This is a genomic window from Paenibacillus sp. FSL P2-0136, from assembly GCF_037975325.1.
Classification (GTDB): domain Bacteria; phylum Bacillota; class Bacilli; order Paenibacillales; family Paenibacillaceae; genus Paenibacillus_AQ; species Paenibacillus_AQ silagei.
Window position 1 is genome coordinate 624,255 of sequence record NZ_CP150244.1, and the last position, 20,605, is coordinate 644,859.

Below are 20,605 nucleotides of genomic sequence, written 5' to 3' on the forward strand. Positions count from 1 at the left end.
AAGCATCTTGATTCATACAGAATCCCTGAAGGTATTTCTAACCGGATAAGGGAACCATACATTAGAGCCCTTCACGCAGTGAAGCGGCAGAAAGCAGGCCATTGCAATGGACGAGAATACAGTGATCGATGAGACATTTATTAATGAAGGAAGTATTAGTGAAGCAGAATTCAATGAAATATTCGCTATCATGGAAGCCTCTTTTCCGGTAAGTGAGCTTAGAACCCGCAGCGGGCAGCAGGCTTTGCTGGATCAGCCGAATTATCATCTGTATACCAGCAAGGATACGGAGGGGCAGATACTGGCTTTTCTGGCGGTATGGGAATTACCCGAACTGCGGTTCATTGAGCATATTGCCGTGAATCCCCAGCGCCGGAGCGGAGGGATCGGCCGCAAGCTGATGAGCAGCTACCTTATGCGTTCGGACAAGCCGGTGCTGCTTGAGGTAGAGCCGCCGGACGGGGAGCTGGAGCAGAGAAGAATCGGATTCTATGAGCGGCTGGGCTTTTACCTGAATCCCTATGACTATATGCAGCCGCCGCTGCGTACGGGGCAAGCCGATCTTCCGCTACGCATTATGACCTACCCGGAGCCGGTAACGATGAAGGAGTTCCTCCATTTCAGAGATGTTTTGTACACAGAGGTGTATGGGGTGAGCATTTGAATTACTTCTTTACAATCCGGATACAAGTTAGAAACAAGTTAATGGTTTAATAAGTCTATAGCAAGGAACACACACAACAACATCACAACTAAGGGAGACGATATTCAATGAAAAGCAAAAAAATGATCATAGCAACGATGGTATTCGGAATGGCCGTTACAGGTTCAGCAGGGGTCTACGCAGGAACGAATATGCAGAAGATCAGCGCTTATCTTAATCACGGAATCGGGTTCAAAGTGAACGGAGCGGCCTATACCCCAGTCGATAACAACGGCAAAACGATGGCGCCAATCACTTATAAGGATACAACGTATCTTCCGGTCCGGGCGATGGCAGATGCACTGAAGGTGCCGGTGACATTCAATGCCTCCACGAATGAAGTTATCCTTGGGACTGGAACAGGGGCCACAGCGCCTGATAATGGTTCATCTGTGAAGCTGACGGCCGTACAGTACAGTGCAGCGCAGAAGGAGCAGATTGCTAAGGCGTTTTCGAACTTCCAAGGTTTTGAGACAGCCTATGCTCCGACACAGATGGTCAGCGGAGATGCCTTCCAGAAGGTTGCGGGCGGCGATGACGGCGTAAGCTTCCTGTTTAATAAAATGCGTGTAAATGTCTCGCCGCGTGACTACTCCGATGGTTACGACAGCACTACAGTGAAGCTCTCCAATGGAACAGAAGCGAAATGGTACACTCCTTCGGATACGCCAATGCTGACCTTCAAGCTCGCAGACCGTTTTGTAACCATCAGCTCCGCTGACAAAGCTCTTAGCAAAGCACAAATCGAGAAAGTGGCTGTAGGCGTAACGAAACTAAGCAAATAATTACTACTGCTTCTATAGAATAGAATGCAAAAGGGATGTCCGCAGAGCCGTAACTGGCCGCGCAGACATCCCTGCTTTGTTTTGTCACCGTTATTTGTTAGAGCTATGCTGTTTATTGGCCAGTCTTGCTCCAGGAGTTCCTTTACCGCGTTTTCTGTTCTTTAGCGCTTTACGCTGATTCTCCTGGAACTTCTCCACGAATTCATGAGTGTCCATAACAATCCCCCTAGAAGGTTAGATAACGTAGGCTTGAGGCTTCCAAGCATACGTTTAGATATTCGGTTATTCTGTCCATTTGCGGTGGATATCATTCTAAACTTATGGTTGAAAAAATGCTTGCAATGAATGTCTATCCGTGATATATTCTATTTCTGGCCGCGAAACATCAACGCCTGGCTCGAAAAGAAGTTAAAAAAAGAGCTTGCATTGATCGGCTGTATGTGATATATTATAAGAGTTGCTGGTGACGACAACATCGACACTAACAACGAGCTTGATCTTTGAAAACTGAACAACGAGTGAGTATCTGGAGATCACTTCGGTGAGATCCAAAAATGAGAATGTAAATTCTCGTCAGATGTTTCAAAATGAGCAATCGCTCTTTCTAAATACCAATTTGGAGAGTTTGATCCTGGCTCAGGACGAACGCTGGCGGCATGCCTAATACATGCAAGTCGAGCGGAGTTTGAGAGGAAGCTTGCTTCCTTTCAGACTTAGCGGCGGACGGGTGAGTAACACGTAGGCAACCTGCCCTCAAGCCTGGGATAACTACCGGAAACGGTAGCTAATACCGGATAATTTCTTTTTTCTCCTGAGAGAAGAATGAAAGGCGGAGCAATCTGCTGCTTGGGGATGGGCCTGCGGCGCATTAGCTAGTTGGTGGGGTAACGGCCCACCAAGGCGACGATGCGTAGCCGACCTGAGAGGGTGAACGGCCACACTGGGACTGAGACACGGCCCAGACTCCTACGGGAGGCAGCAGTAGGGAATCTTCCGCAATGGGCGCAAGCCTGACGGAGCAATGCCGCGTGAGTGATGAAGGTTTTCGGATCGTAAAGCTCTGTTGCCAGGGAAGAACGTCCGGTAGAGTAACTGCTACCGGAGTGACGGTACCTGAGAAGAAAGCCCCGGCTAACTACGTGCCAGCAGCCGCGGTAATACGTAGGGGGCAAGCGTTGTCCGGAATTATTGGGCGTAAAGCGCGCGCAGGCGGTTATTTAAGTCTGGTGTTTAAACCTTGGGCTCAACCTGAGGTCGCACTGGAAACTGGGTGACTTGAGTACAGAAGAGGAAAGTGGAATTCCACGTGTAGCGGTGAAATGCGTAGATATGTGGAGGAACACCAGTGGCGAAGGCGACTTTCTGGGCTGTAACTGACGCTGAGGCGCGAAAGCGTGGGGAGCAAACAGGATTAGATACCCTGGTAGTCCACGCCGTAAACGATGAGTGCTAGGTGTTAGGGGTTTCGATACCCTTGGTGCCGAAGTTAACACAGTAAGCACTCCGCCTGGGGAGTACGGTCGCAAGACTGAAACTCAAAGGAATTGACGGGGACCCGCACAAGCAGTGGAGTATGTGGTTTAATTCGAAGCAACGCGAAGAACCTTACCAGGTCTTGACATCCAACTAACGAAGCAGAGATGCATCAGGTGCCCTTCGGGGAAAGTTGAGACAGGTGGTGCATGGTTGTCGTCAGCTCGTGTCGTGAGATGTTGGGTTAAGTCCCGCAACGAGCGCAACCCTTGACTTTAGTTGCCAGCAGGTGAAGCTGGGCACTCTAGAGTGACTGCCGGTGACAAACCGGAGGAAGGTGGGGATGACGTCAAATCATCATGCCCCTTATGACCTGGGCTACACACGTACTACAATGGCCGGTACAACGGGAAGCGAAGCCGCGAGGTGGAGCCAATCCCAGCAAAGCCGGTCTCAGTTCGGATTGCAGGCTGCAACTCGCCTGCATGAAGTCGGAATTGCTAGTAATCGCGGATCAGCATGCCGCGGTGAATACGTTCCCGGGTCTTGTACACACCGCCCGTCACACCACGAGAGTTTACAACACCCGAAGTCGGTGGGGTAACCCGCAAGGGAGCCAGCCGCCGAAGGTGGGGTAGATGATTGGGGTGAAGTCGTAACAAGGTAGCCGTATCGGAAGGTGCGGCTGGATCACCTCCTTTCTATGGAGAATCGTTTCCTGCAACGGAAACATTCAAATCTTAAATCTAGCCGGTCGGCTAGTTACTCACTCGTTGGTCAGTTTTGAGAGCTCAAACTCTCAAGTAACACTGTCTGTTATTCCGAACATCACAGTCGTGATTGTTTCATAATAACAGCAACTTGATCCTTGAAAACTGGATACCGAAACGAATTTGCGTTTTAGAACATCTTTTAGCTGAAACTTGTGTAAGCAAGTGGAAATAGTTATTAGTTGCTACCGTGATTTTCCTTAGGGAAAACACATTGGTTAAGCTACTAAGAGCACACGGAGGATGCCTAGGCGCCAGGAGCCGACGAAGGACGTGGCGAACAACGAAACTGCCTCGGGGAGCTGTAAGCAAGCTTTGATCCGGGGGTGTCCGAATGGGGAAACCCAGCTGTGGTAATTCGCAGTTACTCATTTCTGAATACATAGGAAATGCAGAGGCAGACCAGGGGAACTGAAACATCTAAGTACCCTGAGGAAGAGAAAACAATAGTGATTCCGTCAGTAGCGGCGAGCGAACGCGGAACAGCCTAAACCAAGGGGCTTGCCTCTTGGGGTTGTGGGACGTCTCACATGGAGTTACAAAGGAATATGGTAGGCGAAGAGGTCTGGAAAGGCCCGCGATAGAGGTAAAAGCCCTGTAGCCTAAACTGTGTTCTCTCCGAGACGGATCCCGAGTAGTGCGGGGCACGTGAAACCCCGTATGAATCCAGCAGGACCATCTGCTAAGGCTAAATACTACCTGGCGACCGATAGTGAAACAGTACCGTGAGGGAAAGGTGAAAAGCACCCCGGAAGGGGAGTGAAATAGAACCTGAAACCGTGTGCTTACAAAAAGTCAGAGCCCTCTTTATGGGTGATGGCGTGCCTTTTGTAGAATGAACCGGCGAGTTACGTTTAACATGCAAGGTTAAGGTGAGAAGCCGGAGCCGCAGCGAAAGCGAGTCTGAATAGGGCGACTAAGTATGTGGACGTAGACCCGAAACCGTGTGATCTACCCCTGTCCAGGGTGAAGGTGCGGTAACACGCACTGGAGGCCCGAACCCACGCATGTTGAAAAATGCGGGGATGAGGTGGGGGTAGCGGAGAAATTCCAATCGAACTCGGAGATAGCTGGTTCTCCCCGAAATAGCTTTAGGGCTAGCCTCGGTGAATGGAGTGGTGGAGGTAGAGCACTGATTGGGTGCGGGGCCCGCAAGGGTTACCAAGCTCAGTCAAACTCCGAATGCCATTTACTTCTTGCCGGGAGTCAGACAGTGAGTGCTAAGATCCATTGTCAAAAGGGAAACAGCCCAGACCATCAGCTAAGGTCCCCAAGTGTGTGTTAAGTGGGAAAGGATGTGGAGTTGCACAGACAACCAGGATGTTGGCTTAGAAGCAGCCACCATTGAAAGAGTGCGTAATAGCTCACTGGTCGAGTGACTCTGCGCCGAAAATGTAACGGGGCTAAACACACCACCGAAGCTATGGCTAGATGCTTTGCATCTGGGGTAGGGGAGCGTTGTGTAGGGGTTGAAGGTGTACCGTAAGGAGCGCTGGACACTACACAAGTGAGAATGCCGGTATGAGTAACGAAAAGATCAGTGAGAATCTGATCCGCCGAAAGCCCAAGGTTTCCTGAGGAAGGCTCGTCCGCTCAGGGTAAGTCGGGACCTAAGGCGAGGCCGACAGGCGTAGTCGAAGGACAACAGTTTGAAATTACTGTACCACCGTAATCCGCTATGAGCGATGGGGTGACGCAGGAGGGTAGTGACGCGGACTGATGGATGTCCGTCTAAGCAGTGAGGCTGGTGTGCAGGCAAATCCGCACATCGTTAAGGCTGGGCTGTGATGGGGAGCGAAAATTATAGTAGCGAAGGTCATGATCTCACACTGCCAAGAAAAGCCTCTAGCCAGGAGAAGGTGCCCGTACCGCAAACCGACACAGGTAGGCGAGAAGAGAATTCTAAGGCGCGCGGAAGAACTCTCGTTAAGGAACTCGGCAAAATGACCCCGTAACTTCGGGAGAAGGGGTGCCTCGGTAGGGTGAATAGCCCGAGGGGGCCGCAGTGAAAAGGCCCAAGCGACTGTTTAGCAAAAACACAGGTCTGTGCGAAGCCGCAAGGCGAAGTATACGGGCTGACGCCTGCCCGGTGCTGGAAGGTTAAGGGGAGCGGTTAGGAGCAATCCGAAGCTGTGAACCGAAGCCCCAGTAAACGGCGGCCGTAACTATAACGGTCCTAAGGTAGCGAAATTCCTTGTCAGGTAAATTCTGACCCGCACGAATGGCGTAACGACTTGGGCGCTGTCTCAACGAGAGATCCGGTGAAATTTTAATACCTGTGAAGATGCAGGTTACCCGCGACAAGACGGAAAGACCCCATGGAGCTTTACTGCAGCTTGATATTGAATTTGGGTACGATCTGTACAGGATAGGTGGGAGCCGGTGAGGCAGGAGCGCAAGCTTCTGCGGAGGCGCCGTTGGGATACCACCCTGATCGTATCTAGGTTCTAACCTAGTGCCCTTATCGGGTACGGGGACCGTGTCAGGCGGGCAGTTTGACTGGGGCGGTCGCCTCCTAAAGAGTAACGGAGGCGTTCAAAGGTTCCCTCAGAATGGTTGGAAATCATTCGCAGAGTGCAAAGGCATAAGGGAGCTTGACTGCGAGACCTACAAGTCGAGCAGGGACGAAAGTCGGACTTAGTGATCCGGTGGTACCGCATGGAAGGGCCATCGCTCAACGGATAAAAGCTACCCTGGGGATAACAGGCTTATCTCCCCCAAGAGTCCACATCGACGGGGAGGTTTGGCACCTCGATGTCGGCTCATCGCATCCTGGGGCTGAAGTAGGTCCCAAGGGTTGGGCTGTTCGCCCATTAAAGCGGTACGCGAGCTGGGTTCAGAACGTCGTGAGACAGTTCGGTCCCTATCTGTCGTGGGCGCAGGAAATTTGAGAGGAGCTGTCCTTAGTACGAGAGGACCGGGATGGACGTACCGCTGGTGCATCAGTTGTTCCGCCAGGAGCATGGCTGAGTAGCTACGTACGGACGGGATAAGCGCTGAAAGCATCTAAGCGTGAAGCCCCCCTCAAGATGAGATTTCCCAGTATGTAAGACCCCTTGAAGACGACGAGGTAGATAGGTTGGAGGTGGAAGTGCAGCAATGCATGGAGCTGACCAATACTAATCGGTCGAGGGCTTATCCAAGAACTACCCCAAAAAGTGAAGATGAAGCTGACGAAGCGGATTCCGAATACTTTCCGGGGGCCCCGTAAGAAGGGCGAGCGCAAATTCGTTTCGGATTCAGTTTTCAGGAATCAATTTCCTGAAGCATTTACGCTGTAAATGCCCGTTTGGTGGCGATAGCGGAGGGGTTCCACACGTACCCATCCCGAACACGACCGTTAAGCCCTCCAGCGCCGATGGTACTTGGACCGAAGGGTCCTGGGAGAGTAGGACGCCGCCAAGCGGACTATCCACACACATTGTGGTATTTTTTTTGTCCTAATTGGTTACATATTCCCTGATAGCTCAGTTGGTAGAGCACTCGACTGTTAATCGAGTTGTCACAGGTTCGAGTCCTGTTCGGGGAGCCATATGGAGAGGTGTCCGAGTTTGGCCGAAGGAGCACGATTGGAAATCGTGTAGGCGCCACAAGCGTCTCGAGGGTTCGAATCCCTCTCTCTCCGTAGCAATACTTTTATACAGCATGGCTCGTTGGTCAAGGGGTTAAGACACCTCCCTTTCACGGAGGTAACATGGGTTCGAATCCCATACGAGTCACCAATTTCTTCTCTGAATGATGGGATGAGAATTCCCTGGGTTCGTTGAAGCATAGGCATCGTAAGGAATACTTCGCAATCTCGTAACGGAGTGAAGAGTATCCCATACGAGTCACCATTTTTTTTGAACTGATATATGGAGGCTTAGCTCAGCTGGGAGAGCATCTGCCTTACAAGCAGAGGGTCGGGGGTTCGAACCCCTCAGCCTCCACCATCTATCTTAACCGAATAGATAATGTTCAATGACGCGGGGTGGAGCAGCCCGGTAGCTCGTCGGGCTCATAACCCGAAGGCCGCAGGTTCAAATCCTGCCCCCGCAACCAATTTGGAACCGTGGTGTAGTTGGCCTAACATGCCTGCCTGTCACGCAGGAGATCGCGGGTTCGAATCCCGTCGGTTCCGCCATTTTAATTGGTATTAAGACATGAGGGATTGAGCATCCTATATCTCGAAGTATAGAGTATCCATCCGATTCCGTAGTATTTTGCTAATTATAATATTGGGGATTAGCCAAGCGGTAAGGCAACGGACTTTGACTCCGTCATTCATAGGTTCGATTCCTATATCCCCAGCCATCTTTTTTGGATTGTTTCTCTTATGAGAGCCATTAGCTCAGTTGGTAGAGCACCTGACTTTTAATCAGGGTGTCGAAGGTTCGAGTCCTTCATGGCTCACCATTTTCTTGTAACGTGTGCGCGTGTGGCGGAATGGCAGACGCACCAGACTTAGGATCTGGCGTTTCACGACGTGGGGGTTCAAGTCCCTTCACGCGCACCATGTTTTTGCGGACGTGGCTCAGCGGTAGAGCATCGCCTTGCCAAGGCGAGGGTCGCGGGTTCGATTCCCGTCGTCCGCTCCATATAGATTTTGCGCCCTTAGCTCAGCTGGATAGAGCGTTTGACTACGAATCAAAAGGCCGGGAGTTCGAATCTCTCAGGGCGCGCCATTAATACTTCTTGAATATTCAAAGTGTCCTCTAGATTCGAACGAGTTCGTTGGAGTATAAGCTTCGATAGCACAACTTCGCAATCGGATGCGTAGCATCCGTATCTCTCAGGGCGCGCCATTATTACTTCACTGATTTAACTTTTGTATTAACGGGATGTAGCTCAGCTTGGTAGAGCACCTGGTTTGGGACCAGGGGGTCGCATGTTCAAATCGTGTCATCCCGATATTTCATTTCACCTATGCGGGTGTAGTTCAATGGTAGAACTTCAGCCTTCCAAGCTGATAGCGTGGGTTCGATTCCCATCACCCGCTTATATCTGTATTACGTGAGTCCGTCATCCCTATGGGGAAGGCGGACTTTTTTTGCTATTTGGAAATGTATGCGAAAAACAGAACACATTGGGCTGATATAAGTGCGCGTGTCCCATTGTATGCGAAAGTCCGAATACAATCGCTCCTTTGCGATGAAAGGATGGGGCCCCATGCTCCACAGCTCGTAACATTGTTTAGAATTCCTGCAAGAAATGCAGCAATACTGCCCAATAGAAGCGACCGATGCTGAAATCCTGCAAGAAATGCAACAAAGCCAGCGCTAAGTTGCTCTAATCACCGGAATTCCTGCAATTGATGCAACAATATAGCGTAGCCCGTAACATTTTTAGAGAAATCCTGCAAGATATGCAACAATGCGGCTCAATTCAAGCGGTCGGTGAGAGAAAATGCTTAGAATTGGTAAGAGATAGGAGGTGGAAGCATCGCCATTATCGCCATTAAAGTAAGAAACAAATCAGAACGTGTGCGGAAAACCGAATACATTTGCTGCGGAGGAACTAAACAGGGCGGATGTATGCGAAAAACCGAACACAATGTGATTCTGGGAAGGCGAAGGGGGCAAGTGTGTGCGGAAAACCGAATACATTTGTTGCGGAGGAGCTAAACGGGGCGGGATGTATGCGAAAAACCGAACACATTTGGACTGGGAGCGCCATGAAGGCCGAATGTAATCGAAAAACCGAATACAATTGGACTGGGAGCGCCACGTAGGCCGAATGTAATCGAATAACCGAACACATAGAACTCAGAGTATCTGTGAGCCAGAGCGCTTAGGGCTGTAGTTGTCAAATGGCCGCCAGAAGGCAGAGAGATGGAGAAAAGTGAGCTTCGTATACGAGTGGTATAGAGGCACCAGTATCATTCACCCGCTAGGGTGATTTGTTGTAAGGGCTGGAATGTTGCAATAGTATGGGAGGGCGTTATGTTTCTATAGAACTGATATAGTATAACTATTGGACTATTGGATCATAGGCAACACTTACTTGGAAGCTGAGGAGCATTTGTTATGACAGACAAAGTAATACGGATTTTCAGAATCATTAACGCCATTCAGTCGAACCCGGGGATTACCGCAGCAGACTTGGCTTTTAGGTGCGAGGTGAATATTAGAACGATCTACAGGGATCTTGAGGTGATCAGCCACTTTGCACCGGTTACGAATGAGGGAAGAGGCACGGGCTACCGGTTCATGGGCAAATTCTTTTTATATCCGCTGGATTTCTCGGAGCAGGAGTCGCTGGCGTTCTCTTTGCTGCCTTCTGTGCTGAATCCGGATAGAATCCCGCCGGGTTTTCATTCTGCTTATGACAAGGTGATGGGGACTCATCTGAAGGAGAAATCGCGGCAGAATGGCCTGCTGGAGAATATCGCGGATATTATTCAAATGGGTACCCCTGCCTACCGCAAGGAGAGCCGGAACTTCCTGCAGCCGCTTATTGGAGCGATTCTGGAGCAGCGCAGCATCCGGACGGTATACCACTCGCAGTCACGCAACGCCACTACAGCGCGGAAGATTGATCCTTATTATCTGATCCCGCGGGATCAGCGCTTTTATCTGATTGGCTATTGCCATCTGAAGGGCGCAATTCGTACGTTCCGGATCAGCCGGTTTGAGCAGGTCGAGATGACGGCTTCCACTTTTGATAAGGGAAATTTCAATATTAAAAAATATCTGAAAAATACCTGGTCGATCAACCGGGGGACCCGGAATGTCACGTTCAAGGTACGGTTCGATCCGGAGGTGGCGCGTTACATTAAGGAAGAGGAGCTGTTCGTACAGCCGCGGATGAGCGAAGAATGCGATGGAACGCTGCTGTTCGAAGTCACCGTTAATAATGAGAAGGAGTTCATCAAGTGGATTCTGCAGTATGGCCCGAATGCTGAGATTCTGGAGCCGGAGTCGGCCAGGGAGCGCTTGAAGGAGCAGCTGGAGCAGTGGCTGGATGTGTATCAGCAGTAGCCGCAGACTACAATATTACATAATATGGAATAAAAATGTCGAAAAGGTTAGATTGAATAGCTCAACTGGAGAATAAAGGCTTTTTTAGAGATATATATGTCGGGAATGAATTGACCGGAGCGGTGAAGCAGGTTATTATTGGAATATAATGGAATGATAGGAGGCAAGATAGAAATTGCTGGAACTGGATGGGATGAATGAAGACTCTTTGACAGACATGCTTAAAGTCTCGTTCTCATGGGAGAACTGGACGGCAATTCTCGAGATTTCAGACAAGCTCTTTGAACTTGCAGTTCTAACCTACGGCTCCCATCGACAGGGTGCAAAGAAGTATTATTTGAAAAAAAATATAGCGTATTATCTCGGCTACAGTGCGTGCATGAAGGGGATTGCCTATCAAAAGCTCGGTAACCTCGCTGAATCAAGAAAGTGTATAGGCTTGTATTCGGATTTGAGCTGGATCACGGATGTGGATCAGGAAGCTGCCGTAGAAGTGGAATACTACAGGAACATTGCGATTGCCAACACCTTCGTCATTGATCTGCTGGAAGGAAAGGTAGAAGTTCTCCCTGATTATGTTGAATTCATTCGTACAGGGGACCAGGAGGAACTGCTTGCCTGCTTGATTACTGTGCTGGAATCGGCCATTAAGTACAACTTTTCTATCGACTGGGTACTGGATGAATTCAATGAGCCATTGAAGGAACTAAGCTGCAGAGAGAAGCAGGAAGATATCAGATACTACATAGACTACATGCATCTTAGTGCAATTTATTTGTATAAAAGGGAGAAAATTCATGATGCAATTAATCTGACTCTCTATATTTTGGTAATAAGTAGTAAACTTTATGACGGGACAGGCTTTAGGAAGATTGTGTCGTTTTATGAACATATCCGAAGCCATGCGACCGCAGAACAACAAGAATCTTATCAAAATGTAATGAAAAATATCTTAGAGAGGGAGTTTTTAAAAGATGAAAAAGGCGATCTCGTTATTAACAGCCGTATTGCTGATTAGTGCAAGCGTAGTGGTAACAACGGCAAGCGCAGGCGGCCACTTATCCGCATCCTCTGGCAATATCTCTATTAACAATCACGGAGCAGGCCACTAGTCTAAAATCTCTCTGTCTCATGAATCTGGAAATATAAGCTGCATATCATGCAAAAAAGGGGTAAGCGACGATGCTTATCCCTTTTTTGCTGTGGATAGAGGTTACTCTGTTACAGCCAAACCCAGTCCTTCTGCAATTCGCCGGCCAAACTCCGGATCGGCTCGGTAGAAGTGGCCAATCTGGCGGAGCTTGATCTCCTCGGACTCCACTGGAGTCATCGCGCCGACAATATTGCTCACGAGCCGGGCACGCTCCTCTTCACTGAGCAGACGGTACAGGTCACCCGGCTGAGTGTAGTGATCGTCATGGTCATAAGACACGCTGTCCGCCTGGCCGGAGACTTCAAAAGCAGCCGCTTTATGCGGCGCTGACTCGGTAGCCCCGCCGGCGCTGTTGGGCTCGTAGTAGACGGAGCCTCCCCCGTTATTCGTAGCATTCATCGCGCCGTCGCGCTGATTATTGTTGACCTCTGCGATAGGCCGGTTAATCGGCAGGTGGTTATGGTTCGCTCCTACCCGGTAGCGGTGGGCATCCCCGTATGCGAAAAGGCGGCCCTGAAGCATTTTATCTGGAGAAGCTTCTATGCCTGGAACGAACGAGCCGGGGGAAAAGGTAGCCTGCTCCACTTCGGCGAAGTAATTCTCAGGATTGCGGTCCAGCACCATGCGGCCTACCTCAATCAACGGATAATCCTTCTGCGACCATACCTTGGTTACATCAAATGGATCGAAGCGGTAGGTGTCGGCATCCTCCACAGGCATAATCTGGACATGCAGCCTCCAGGCCGGGAAGTCTCCAGTATCAATGGCGTTGAACAAATCCTCTGTATGATAATCCGGGTTCTCCCCGGCTAGCTGTGCTGCCAGCTTAACATCGAGGTTCTTGACGCCCTGCTCTGTCTTGAAGTGATATTTCACCCAGACGGCTGCACCTTCGGCATTCACCCACTTGAACGTATGGCTGCCGAAGCCATGCATATGGCGGAGAGTAGCCGGGATGCCGCGGTCGGACATCAGAATCGTCACCTGGTGCAGAGACTCGGGGGAGAGGGACCAGAAGTCCCAGACGGCATTCGGGTTCTTCAGATGGGTCTGCGGATGGCGCTTCTGGGTATGGATAAAGTCAGGGAACTTGATGGCATCACGGATGAAAAAGACAGGCGTGTTATTGCCGACCAGGTCGTAGTTGCCTTCCTCAGTGTAGAATTTCACAGCAAAGCCGCGCGGATCGCGCACAGTATCGGATGAACCCAGCTCCCCGGCTACGGTAGAGAAACGGATGAACATCGGGGTGCGTTTGCCGACGCCCGACAAGAAGGCAGCCTTCGTATATTGGGAGAGATCATTGGTGACTTCAAAATAACCATGGGCACCGGCGCCTTTGGCATGAACGACACGCTCAGGAACACGCTCACGGTTGAAGTGGGCCAGCTTCTCCAGCAGATGGACATCCTGCAGCAGCACGGGGCCACGGGCACCGGCGGTCATTGAATTCTGGTTGTCACCTACGGGGGCGCCCCAGCTTGTCGTTAGCTTGTTGTTATTATTTGTGGTCATGAACACAATCACCTCGTATAGGATTTGATTTTAGAATAAGTATAAATATTATAATAGCAAGAATTTAAATAAAATCAATCCTTTTTTATAATTATTATAATTAAGTGTATGCGGGAGAAGATAGATTCATGATATGAGCGATGGTCTGCGGGTGAGAAATAAAGCTCCATTAAGAGCAGCGTGAAGATGGGCAGAATGAGGCCGGATGAAGCTACAAGTAGCGGTATGGGAAATGTCAGGAGGGCCTAAAAAACTCCCGCCCGCAGCAGCGGACAGGAGGGGGATTCGTGAACAGTAACGGAGCAGCAGCAACTGGATGCGGGTGACAGGAGCAAAAACTACTGTAAGTTAGATTGGGATATACATACGGTTATAGTATTCATCCAGCATGCGCTTGGTGGCGAACTCGGTGCGGGTGGTCTCGATGCTGCGGTGCATCATCTGCACCCACTTGGCCTGATTCTCATAGAAGACCGGGAGGACGCGGTTCAGAAGGGTCTCGTACAGTGCATCGCTGTCATGCTGGTCAAGCACCGCAAAGTCGGTAGTCTCGAAGCCGTCACCGATCTGCCAGCCGTTCTCGCCGTCGATGCAGGCCTCCGGCCACCAGCCGTCCAGGATGGAGCAGTTCAGAACGCCGTTCATGGCGGCCTTCATTCCGGAGGTTCCGCTGGCTTCGAGCGGTCTGCGCGGATTGTTCAGCCAGATGTCAGAGCCGCGGGTCAGCTGGGCTCCGATGGTCATATCGTAGTTCTCCAGGAAGACTACGCTCTTCGGATATTTGCGCATCATGGCTACAAGGTTGCTGACGATCCGCTTGCCGTTGTCGTCCAGCGGGTGCGCCTTGCCGGAGAACACAATCTGAATCTTGCCGCTCTCCAGGTACGGCTCTATAATATCCGGCCGGGAGAAGATCAAGTCACTGCGCTTGTAGGGAGCGGCGCGGCGGGAGAACCCGATCAGCAGATGCTCTGGATTCAGGGCGATCCTGGAGCGTTCTTCGATGAAGCTGATCAGCTCCTGCTTGATCTCCTTGTGGACGGCCCACAGGTCGCCGCCCTCCTCAAAAGCACGGGTCATCCGCTCATCTACCCAGGTAGGGGTGTGAATCGCATTGGTGATGCCGATGATCTCGGATCTGCCGGCGACTTCCTTCCACATCTTGTTGGCAGTATCGGCATGAAGCTGGGCGACCGCATTCGAGATCCGCGACAGCCTTAGACCAGCGACGGTCATATTGAACGGCTCCCCGCCGATCCGCTCCATCTGCGCCCGGGTTAAGCCATTAAAGGCCCCCATGTACTCCAGCCGGTCCAGCGGATGGGTCTCGTTGCCTTCCTTAATCGGTGTATGTGTAGTGAACACAACCTCTTCCCGTGTAGCCTTCCAGGCTTCTTCAAAGGTACTGCCGCCTGACATCTTCTCCCGGATCAGCTCGATTGCAGCGAGCGCCGCATGTCCCTCGTTGAAGTGATAGACATCGATCTTAATTCCTAGAGCGCGCATGGCTTTGACGCCGCCGATGCCCAGCACGATCTCCTGGGCAATCCGCTCCTCCCCGAACCAGCCGTAGAGCTGGCCGGTAATCCAGGCATCACTGTTCTCCGGGATATCGGTGTCGAGCAAATAGAGCGGACGGTTACCGAAATGGTCGGTTCTCCACACTTTGCAGACCACATCGGTCTTTCTGACTTTTACCGTGACCTTGACGCCCGTATCTTCCAGGAAGTCGTACACATAGTTGTGGTAAGAGTCGTAGGGGTTGCCGTCCGCATCAATCTTCTGGTCCGTGTAGCCCTGTTTCCATTTGAGTCCGATGGGGACGATGGGTGCCCCGATATCCTGCGCGCCCTTGATGTAATCTCCGGCCAGAATGCCCAGGCCTCCGGCGTACATTTTGAAATCGGAATGCAGTCCATACTCCATGCTGAAATAAGCTACTGACGGTAAATGGTTCTCGCTCACGTGATAAGCCTCCTAAATGCGATTTAGATAATAACGAGTTGCTGCAGGCTGTATCTAAGATGCAAACGTTTGCCCCATGAGGCAGGACGGGCTCTGGAAGCGATTGCACCATCATTCTAGCATACTTATTCTTAAAAAGCACAGCGGAGTTTCGGTGACAACTGGCTGCCTGCGGAGCCGATAAATAAAATTTGATAAACCTGCCGGAAGGCCATAAGATAAGGGGAGTAAAAATGTACAAGCTTCATCTAAACCATAAAGCAAACAATAAACCAAGTGGTGGTGTAAAGGATTGAGTATAGTCGTAATTGGAAGTCTGAATATGGATATGGTCGTGCGGGCAGAGCGCGCGCCGGAGGCGGGTGAGACCTTGTTCGGTCAGGGGTTCGCTCTGTCTCCGGGCGGAAAAGGGGCCAATCAGGCCGTTGCGGCGGCCAGGCTGGGCGCGGATGTGACGATGATCGGCAGAGTGGGAAAGGATGCTTTTGGCAGCGGGCTGCTGGAGATTATGGAGCAGGAGCGGGTTCATACCGAGTATATCTCGCTAAGTGAATCCCAGGCTACAGGGGTGGCTTCCATTGTGGTCGACGGGTCCGGTGAGAACCGGATCATCGTAGTGCCTGGCGCGAATGTGGAGATGAAGCCGGAGGATATTGAAGCACTTGAGACAGTGATCAGCGGAGCCGGGATCGTGGTGATGCAGCTGGAGACGGATCTGGCGATGTGCGAGGCTGCCGCAGTCCTGGCGTACCGGCATGGGATTCCGGTGATTCTTAATCCGGCTCCGGCCCAGCCGCTGAGCGATGAGCTGCTGCACCATATTACCTACCTGACTCCGAATGAGACAGAGGCGGGGATTCTGGCCGGTATCGCTGTGGAGAGTGTGGAGGATGCAGAGCGTGCGGCCCGGATAATGTTGTCAAAAGGGGTCCGGCACGTCATTGTAACGCTGGGCTCCAAAGGGGCGCTAATCGTGGACGCTGCCGGAAGCCGGCATGTTCAGGGGTTCCCTGTGCAAGCGGTAGATACGGTGGCAGCCGGAGATTCCTTCAACGGGGCGCTGGCCTGGCAGCTGACCTGCGGCAGGACGCTGGAGGAAGCAGTCCGCTTCGCCAATGCAGTGGGTGCGCTGGCGGTGGGCAAGACGGGGGCGATTGCTTCTCTGCCCAGACTGGAAGAGGTGGAGCAGTTCCTGCGGACAGCTGCTAATGCAGAGCCACAAGACCTGTAGATCCCAGTAGATTGCGTGTGTGAGATAGAGGAAGCACTTGCTATATAAGACGCACTAAAGAAATTAACGAAAAGCAAAAAGAAGCGGAGGGGAAATTTGGAACTGTAGGAGCGGTAGCGTCCGCCTGAAAGCTTTCCGAAGGAAAGCTCGCATCGTAAGCATCAGCTAATCAACGGATTTCAACCGCGAGTAGCGGATTAAATCAAGAAATCTGGTGACAACAGCGGCCGGAAGTCCAAATGTTCACCGCAGCGACGACCAAGCTTCGAGTTCAAACCTTAAGTGCGTTTTATATAACAGACAAATTAAGCGGGGAGCGTCAGAGGAAGCTCTGAGACTCCGGGTCCGCTAAGGAGCTGACACGTTTGAGCGGTACAGTAACCGTCAAGAATATAACCCTCGGAGAAGGGATGCCCAAAATCTGTGTTCCGCTGGTCGGAACGACGCGGACGGAGCTGCGTGAAGAAGCTGAGGCGCTAGTCGCACTGGCGCCGGATGTGGTGGAGTGGCGCAGTGATTTCTTCACGGAGGTGGAAGATATTAATGCCGTAACTCAGGTGCTGGAGGACATTCAGCGTCTGCTGCCGGAGATTCCGCTGATCTTCACCTTCCGCAGCACCAAGGAGGGCGGGGAGAAGGAAATCTCCACCGCCTATTACTTCGAGTTGAACCTGGCTGCGGTAGAGAGCGGACTGGTGGATATTGTGGATGTGGAGCTGTTCCATGAGGAAGCGGAAGTCCGCAAGCTGATTGCCGCAGCGCATGGGCAGGCGGTGTTCGTGATTGTCTCGAATCATGATTTCCACGGGACACCGTCCGAGGAGGAGATCGTATCCCGGCTGCGCCGGGCGCAGGAGCTGGGCGGCGATCTGCCCAAGATTGCCGTAATGCCGCAGGGTCCAGCCGATGTGCTGACCCTGCTGGCGGCGACGAACCGGATGCAGGAGCAGTATGCGGACCGTCCGATTATTACGATGTCGATGGCCGGGGAGGGCGTGATCAGCCGGCTGGCGGGGGAGATTTTCGGCTCGGCGCTGACCTTCGGTGCGGCGCATAAGCCTTCGGCACCGGGGCAGGTGGCAGTCGCCGAGCTGCGCGGTGTGCTGGAACTGCTGCACCGCAGCTTGTAGCGGCTGCCGGTTCAGACGCAGAAGAAATGAAGATGGACAGGGGTGTTTCCGGCCGGTATTACGGTGGAAGCACCCTTTTGCATATAGAGAGAGATAGCAAATAGCGGGCGGAGTTTGAAACTGTAGCTGCCCATGGCCTACAATGGAGGCAACCAAGTAGAAGGGGCGGAGCGCCGATGACAGAATTGATTCTGGTGGTGGAGGATGAGGTGAGAATTGCCCGTCTGCTGCAGATTGAGCTGGAATGCGAGGGATACCATGTGTCCATTGCCGGGAGCGGCCATCAGGGGCTGGAGATGTACCAGGAGCAGCAGCCGGATCTGTTATTGCTGGATGTGATGCTGCCTGGATTCAGCGGCATAGAGCTGCTGCGGCGAATCCGGGCGGGTGATCCCGATACGCCGGTGCTGCTGCTTACAGCCAAAAGCTCTGTAGAGGATAAAGTATCAGGCCTGGACCTTGGGGCCAATGATTATATTACGAAGCCGTTTCAAATTGAGGAGCTGCTGGCGCGTGTCCGTGCTGCGCTGCGGCTGGCCTCGGGGCGGAGGAGAGAGGAAGCCGTCAACCTGCTGATGGCAGAGGATCTGGAGCTGAACGAAACTACGCGGGAGGTGAAGCGGGCAGGCCGGAGCATCGAGCTGACTCCCCGGGAGTTCGACCTGCTGGTCTACCTGCTGAAGAATAAGCGCCAGGTGCTGAACAGGGAGCAGATCATGGCTGCCGTCTGGGGATACGATTATTACGGCGATACGAATATTGTGGATGTCTATATCCGCTATGTCCGCAAAAAAATTACGCTGGACCACCAGCCTGAATTGATTCATACCGTGCGGGGCGTTGGTTATGTGCTGAAGGATGCCCCATGAAGCTGCGGAGCACCATTCATCTGTATTCCAGCGTGCTGTTCGCCGTGCTGCTTATTCTCATGAATCTGTTCATCTACGGCGTGTTCAGCCGGATGTCACTAGACAGCCAGCTCGGGCAGGCATCTGCCGAGACGGCCAGAATTGCTGCCGCGATGAAAAAAACGGGAGACGGGGTAACGGCACCGGAGCTGCTTCGGGCATATGTGCCGGTGGAGGGAATGCTACGGCTGCTCACTGTGGACGGGGGCGGACCGGCACCGGTTACCTCAATTTCCGGGCAGGAGATCAGCCGGCTGAAGCCGGTCTACCATCCCGGGAAGCAGGCGGAGCGGGTCCGGGTGGACGGACGCTTGTATGCGTTCGTGAGCGTTCCCGTCATCTGGACGGACGGGAACGTCCTGAATGTCCAGATGACCAAAAGTCTGGAGGGCACGATGGATACCTTGCGGGTGCTGCGGCTGGTCCTTGCAGGCGCTACGCTTGCGGTGCTGCTTCCGCTGCTGCTCTCCGGCCGCCTGTTGTCGGGCCTGATTATGCGGCCCATCGTCCAAATGACGGCGACTATGCGGGAGATTCAGCGCAGCGGGAAATTCCGCAGGCTTCCGCTGAAAGCACACTCGAAGGATGAGCTGGTGGAGATGGGGCATACCTTCAACGACATGATAGGCCTCTTAGAGAGCAATTATGTGAAGCAGGAGAAATTCGTGTCGGATGCCTCCCATGAGCTGCGCACACCGCTGACGGTTATTGAGAGCTATGCCAGTCTGCTGAAGCGCAGAGGGCGGGATCACCCGGAGCTGTTCGATGAATCGGTTGAGGCCATCCATTCCGAAGCTGTGCGGATGAAGGAAATGACGGAGCAGCTCCTGCTGCTGGCGAAGCACCCGGAGCAGTGGGATCTGGAGCTGAAGGTGATGGATCTGGAGGAGCTGGTGCGTTCTTCGGCGAAGGCTTTTCATAATGCGTACGGGAGAGAGGTCACGGTTCAGGTCAAGGGGTCACCCGAAGGCTACAGCGATGAAGCGAAGCTCCGGCAGCTGCTGTTCATCTTCCTGGACAATGCCCGCAAATACAGCGATGAGCAGATAACCGTGCGTATTGAGGCTGCCGGGCAGGAACGGATGATTGTGATTACCGACCGCGGCATTGGAATTCCGCCGGAGGAGCTGCCGAAGATATTCGACCGTTTCTATAGAGTGGATGAGGCGAGAACCCGTGAGAACGGAGGGGCAGGCCTGGGGCTGTCGCTAGCCGCAGAGATCGCGGGGGCGATCGGAGCGGAGCTGTCCATGGATAGTACGGTAGGCCTGGGAACCTCGGTGACGATCCGCATGGCTGCGGACCGCAGGGGAGGTGGACAATGAACCAGCATCCAAGGAATAAGAGCAAAATGTACAAGGCAGTCATAGGTATGGTGGTCTTCCTGCTGCTGGCTTGGGTTGCCTTCCGGATATTCGGGAAGGATTCGGAGCCGCTGTTATCCAGAGATCAGGCGGAGCTGGCTGTGCTGAGCGAATATGCCGGTAAGGTAGACAGTCTGAAGCTGCAAGCCGGAGCTTATATAGCGGTGCTTCAGACGGAGCAAGGACGGTATGAGCTGACGCTGGACGGAGTTACCGGCGAGATTCTCTCCATCGTGCTGTTGAAGCGCACGGACGAACCGGCGGTGCAGCCTACGTCTGCCGCTACTCCAGCTCCATCTGGCGGAGCTGCCGTTACCCCGTCACCAGCACCTACCCCGTCAGCGCAGAGCGTAGTCTCCCAAGAGGAGGCTGTCAGTCTGGCTTTGCGTGAGGTACCGGGGGAGCTGGACGATGTGGATACGGGAATTGATGCGGCAGGCGCTTATTATCTGGTGGAGATCCATACTTCAGACGGGCGGGAGGCCGTAGTCCAGGTGAATGCCATCTCGGGCCATATTATGTCTGTGACCTGGGAAGAGCCGGATGGGGACGATTCCTAGGGTATCTGTTTTTTTCTCAGCGAATTCTAATGTTACTCCCGCTGTTCTCTCAGATTGTAGCGTTATAGTTACTACATGAAGCAGCGAAG

General features: G+C 52.5%; 12 protein-coding genes, 13 tRNA genes and 3 rRNA genes. 25 read left to right on the forward strand and 3 right to left on the reverse strand.

What is annotated here, in order from left to right:
* The first annotated feature begins 106 nt into the window (after positions 1-106).
* The gene (locus NYE26_RS02590; RefSeq protein WP_339253672.1) at positions 107-664 is read left to right on the forward strand and encodes a GNAT family N-acetyltransferase; all 558 of its coding nucleotides are present in this window, start codon (positions 107-109) and stop codon (positions 662-664) included.
* Positions 665-771: 107 nt separating this feature from the next.
* The gene (locus tag NYE26_RS02595) at positions 772-1,488 is read left to right on the forward strand and encodes a hypothetical protein (protein ID WP_339253674.1); all 717 of its coding nucleotides are present in this window, start codon (positions 772-774) and stop codon (positions 1,486-1,488) included.
* 90 nt (positions 1,489-1,578) lie between these two features.
* On the opposite strand, the gene NYE26_RS02600 is transcribed toward NYE26_RS02595, so the two are convergent.
* Positions 1,579-1,704, reverse strand: coding sequence for a DUF4023 family protein (locus NYE26_RS02600; protein WP_076081926.1), 126 nt, complete (start codon positions 1,702-1,704; stop codon positions 1,579-1,581).
* 397 nt (positions 1,705-2,101) lie between these two features.
* On the opposite strand from NYE26_RS02600, the gene NYE26_RS02605 reads away from it, so the two are divergent.
* The 18 genes from NYE26_RS02605 to NYE26_RS02690 all read left to right on the forward strand — a co-directional run bounded on the left by NYE26_RS02605 (position 2,102) and on the right by NYE26_RS02690 (position 11,708).
* A 16S ribosomal RNA gene (locus NYE26_RS02605) occupies positions 2,102-3,662 on the forward strand.
* 285 nt (positions 3,663-3,947) lie between these two features.
* Positions 3,948-6,874, forward strand: a 23S ribosomal RNA gene (locus NYE26_RS02610).
* A 145-nt stretch (positions 6,875-7,019) separates the two neighbouring features.
* Positions 7,020-7,136: ribosomal RNA gene (gene rrf, locus NYE26_RS02615) — 5S ribosomal RNA — on the forward strand.
* Together the 16S, 23S and 5S rRNA genes with 13 tRNA genes alongside form the textbook arrangement of a ribosomal RNA operon.
* Positions 7,137-7,187: 51 nt before the next feature.
* Positions 7,188-7,263: transfer RNA gene (locus tag NYE26_RS02620), tRNA-Asn, on the forward strand.
* 3 nt (positions 7,264-7,266) lie between these two features.
* Positions 7,267-7,356: transfer RNA gene (locus tag NYE26_RS02625), tRNA-Ser, on the forward strand.
* Between the two features lie 22 nt (positions 7,357-7,378).
* Positions 7,379-7,453: transfer RNA gene (locus NYE26_RS02630), tRNA-Glu, on the forward strand.
* 134 nt (positions 7,454-7,587) lie between these two features.
* Positions 7,588-7,663 (forward strand) — tRNA-Val (locus NYE26_RS02635).
* 32 nt (positions 7,664-7,695) lie between these two features.
* Positions 7,696-7,772, forward strand: a tRNA-Met gene (locus tag NYE26_RS02640).
* Between the two features lie 4 nt (positions 7,773-7,776).
* Positions 7,777-7,854: transfer RNA gene (locus NYE26_RS02645), tRNA-Asp, on the forward strand.
* 95 nt (positions 7,855-7,949) lie between these two features.
* Positions 7,950-8,024, forward strand: a tRNA-Gln gene (locus tag NYE26_RS02650).
* 26 nt (positions 8,025-8,050) lie between these two features.
* Positions 8,051-8,126, forward strand: a tRNA-Lys gene (locus tag NYE26_RS02655).
* Between the two features lie 16 nt (positions 8,127-8,142).
* A tRNA-Leu gene (locus NYE26_RS02660) sits at positions 8,143-8,226 on the forward strand.
* A 7-nt stretch (positions 8,227-8,233) separates the two neighbouring features.
* Positions 8,234-8,308 (forward strand) — tRNA-Gly (locus NYE26_RS02665).
* Between the two features lie 10 nt (positions 8,309-8,318).
* A tRNA-Arg gene (locus tag NYE26_RS02670) sits at positions 8,319-8,395 on the forward strand.
* 152 nt (positions 8,396-8,547) lie between these two features.
* Positions 8,548-8,621 (forward strand) — tRNA-Pro (locus NYE26_RS02675).
* A gap of 17 nt (positions 8,622-8,638) precedes the next feature.
* A tRNA-Gly gene (locus tag NYE26_RS02680) sits at positions 8,639-8,709 on the forward strand.
* Positions 8,710-9,736: 1,027 nt separating this feature from the next.
* Entirely contained in the window at positions 9,737-10,690 is a 954-nt protein-coding gene (locus NYE26_RS02685) for a WYL domain-containing protein (protein WP_036731198.1), read from the forward strand.
* 175 nt (positions 10,691-10,865) lie between these two features.
* Positions 10,866-11,708: a hypothetical protein gene (locus tag NYE26_RS02690; RefSeq protein WP_051478491.1), complete on the forward strand. Its 843-nt coding sequence runs from the start codon at positions 10,866-10,868 to the stop codon at positions 11,706-11,708.
* A 195-nt stretch (positions 11,709-11,903) separates the two neighbouring features.
* Here NYE26_RS02690 and katA read toward each other — a convergent pair whose 3' ends face one another.
* Together katA and glgP are read right to left on the reverse strand one after the other, a co-directional pair.
* Positions 11,904-13,358 (reverse strand): catalase KatA, encoded by a 1,455-nt coding sequence (katA, locus tag NYE26_RS02695; RefSeq protein WP_339253677.1) that lies wholly within the window; start codon positions 13,356-13,358, stop codon positions 11,904-11,906.
* A gap of 348 nt (positions 13,359-13,706) precedes the next feature.
* Positions 13,707-15,323, reverse strand: coding sequence for an alpha-glucan family phosphorylase (gene glgP / locus NYE26_RS02700; RefSeq protein WP_339253679.1), 1,617 nt, complete (start codon positions 15,321-15,323; stop codon positions 13,707-13,709).
* Positions 15,324-15,615: 292 nt separating this feature from the next.
* Here glgP and rbsK point away from each other — a divergent pair, with 292 nt between their 5' ends.
* The 5 genes from rbsK to NYE26_RS02725 all read left to right on the forward strand — a co-directional run bounded on the left by rbsK (position 15,616) and on the right by NYE26_RS02725 (position 20,516).
* Positions 15,616-16,554: a ribokinase gene (rbsK, locus tag NYE26_RS02705; RefSeq protein WP_339253681.1), complete on the forward strand. Its 939-nt coding sequence runs from the start codon at positions 15,616-15,618 to the stop codon at positions 16,552-16,554.
* Positions 16,555-16,919: 365 nt separating this feature from the next.
* Positions 16,920-17,684, forward strand: coding sequence for a type I 3-dehydroquinate dehydratase (aroD, locus tag NYE26_RS02710; RefSeq protein WP_339253683.1), 765 nt, complete (start codon positions 16,920-16,922; stop codon positions 17,682-17,684).
* Positions 17,685-17,860: 176 nt separating this feature from the next.
* A complete protein-coding gene (locus tag NYE26_RS02715; RefSeq protein WP_339253685.1) occupies positions 17,861-18,553 on the forward strand; it encodes a response regulator transcription factor in 693 nt (230 codons plus the stop codon).
* The gene (locus NYE26_RS02720) at positions 18,550-19,917 is read left to right on the forward strand and encodes a HAMP domain-containing sensor histidine kinase (protein ID WP_339253687.1); all 1,368 of its coding nucleotides are present in this window, start codon (positions 18,550-18,552) and stop codon (positions 19,915-19,917) included. Before NYE26_RS02715 ends, NYE26_RS02720 begins: the two co-directional genes overlap by 4 nt.
* A complete protein-coding gene (locus tag NYE26_RS02725) occupies positions 19,914-20,516 on the forward strand; it encodes a PepSY domain-containing protein (protein ID WP_339253689.1) in 603 nt (200 codons plus the stop codon). The genes NYE26_RS02720 and NYE26_RS02725 overlap by 4 nt, the downstream gene beginning before the upstream one ends.
* The last annotated feature ends 89 nt before the right edge of the window (positions 20,517-20,605 follow it).

Coding starts and splice junctions, on each gene's coding strand:
- NYE26_RS02590 (WP_339253672.1), top strand. CDS start 107: ATGGACGAGAATACAGTGATCGATGAGACATTTATTAATGAAGGAAGT.
- NYE26_RS02720 (WP_339253687.1), top strand. CDS start 18,550: ATGAAGCTGCGGAGCACCATTCATCTGTATTCCAGCGTGCTGTTCGCC.
- NYE26_RS02725 (WP_339253689.1), top strand. CDS start 19,914: ATGAACCAGCATCCAAGGAATAAGAGCAAAATGTACAAGGCAGTCATA.
- NYE26_RS02685 (WP_036731198.1), top strand. CDS start 9,737: ATGACAGACAAAGTAATACGGATTTTCAGAATCATTAACGCCATTCAG.
- NYE26_RS02600 (WP_076081926.1), bottom strand. CDS start 1,704: ATGGACACTCATGAATTCGTGGAGAAGTTCCAGGAGAATCAGCGTAAA.
- NYE26_RS02715 (WP_339253685.1), top strand. CDS start 17,861: ATGACAGAATTGATTCTGGTGGTGGAGGATGAGGTGAGAATTGCCCGT.
- katA (WP_339253677.1), bottom strand. CDS start 13,358: ATGACCACAAATAATAACAACAAGCTAACGACAAGCTGGGGCGCCCCC.
- NYE26_RS02595 (WP_339253674.1), top strand. CDS start 772: ATGAAAAGCAAAAAAATGATCATAGCAACGATGGTATTCGGAATGGCC.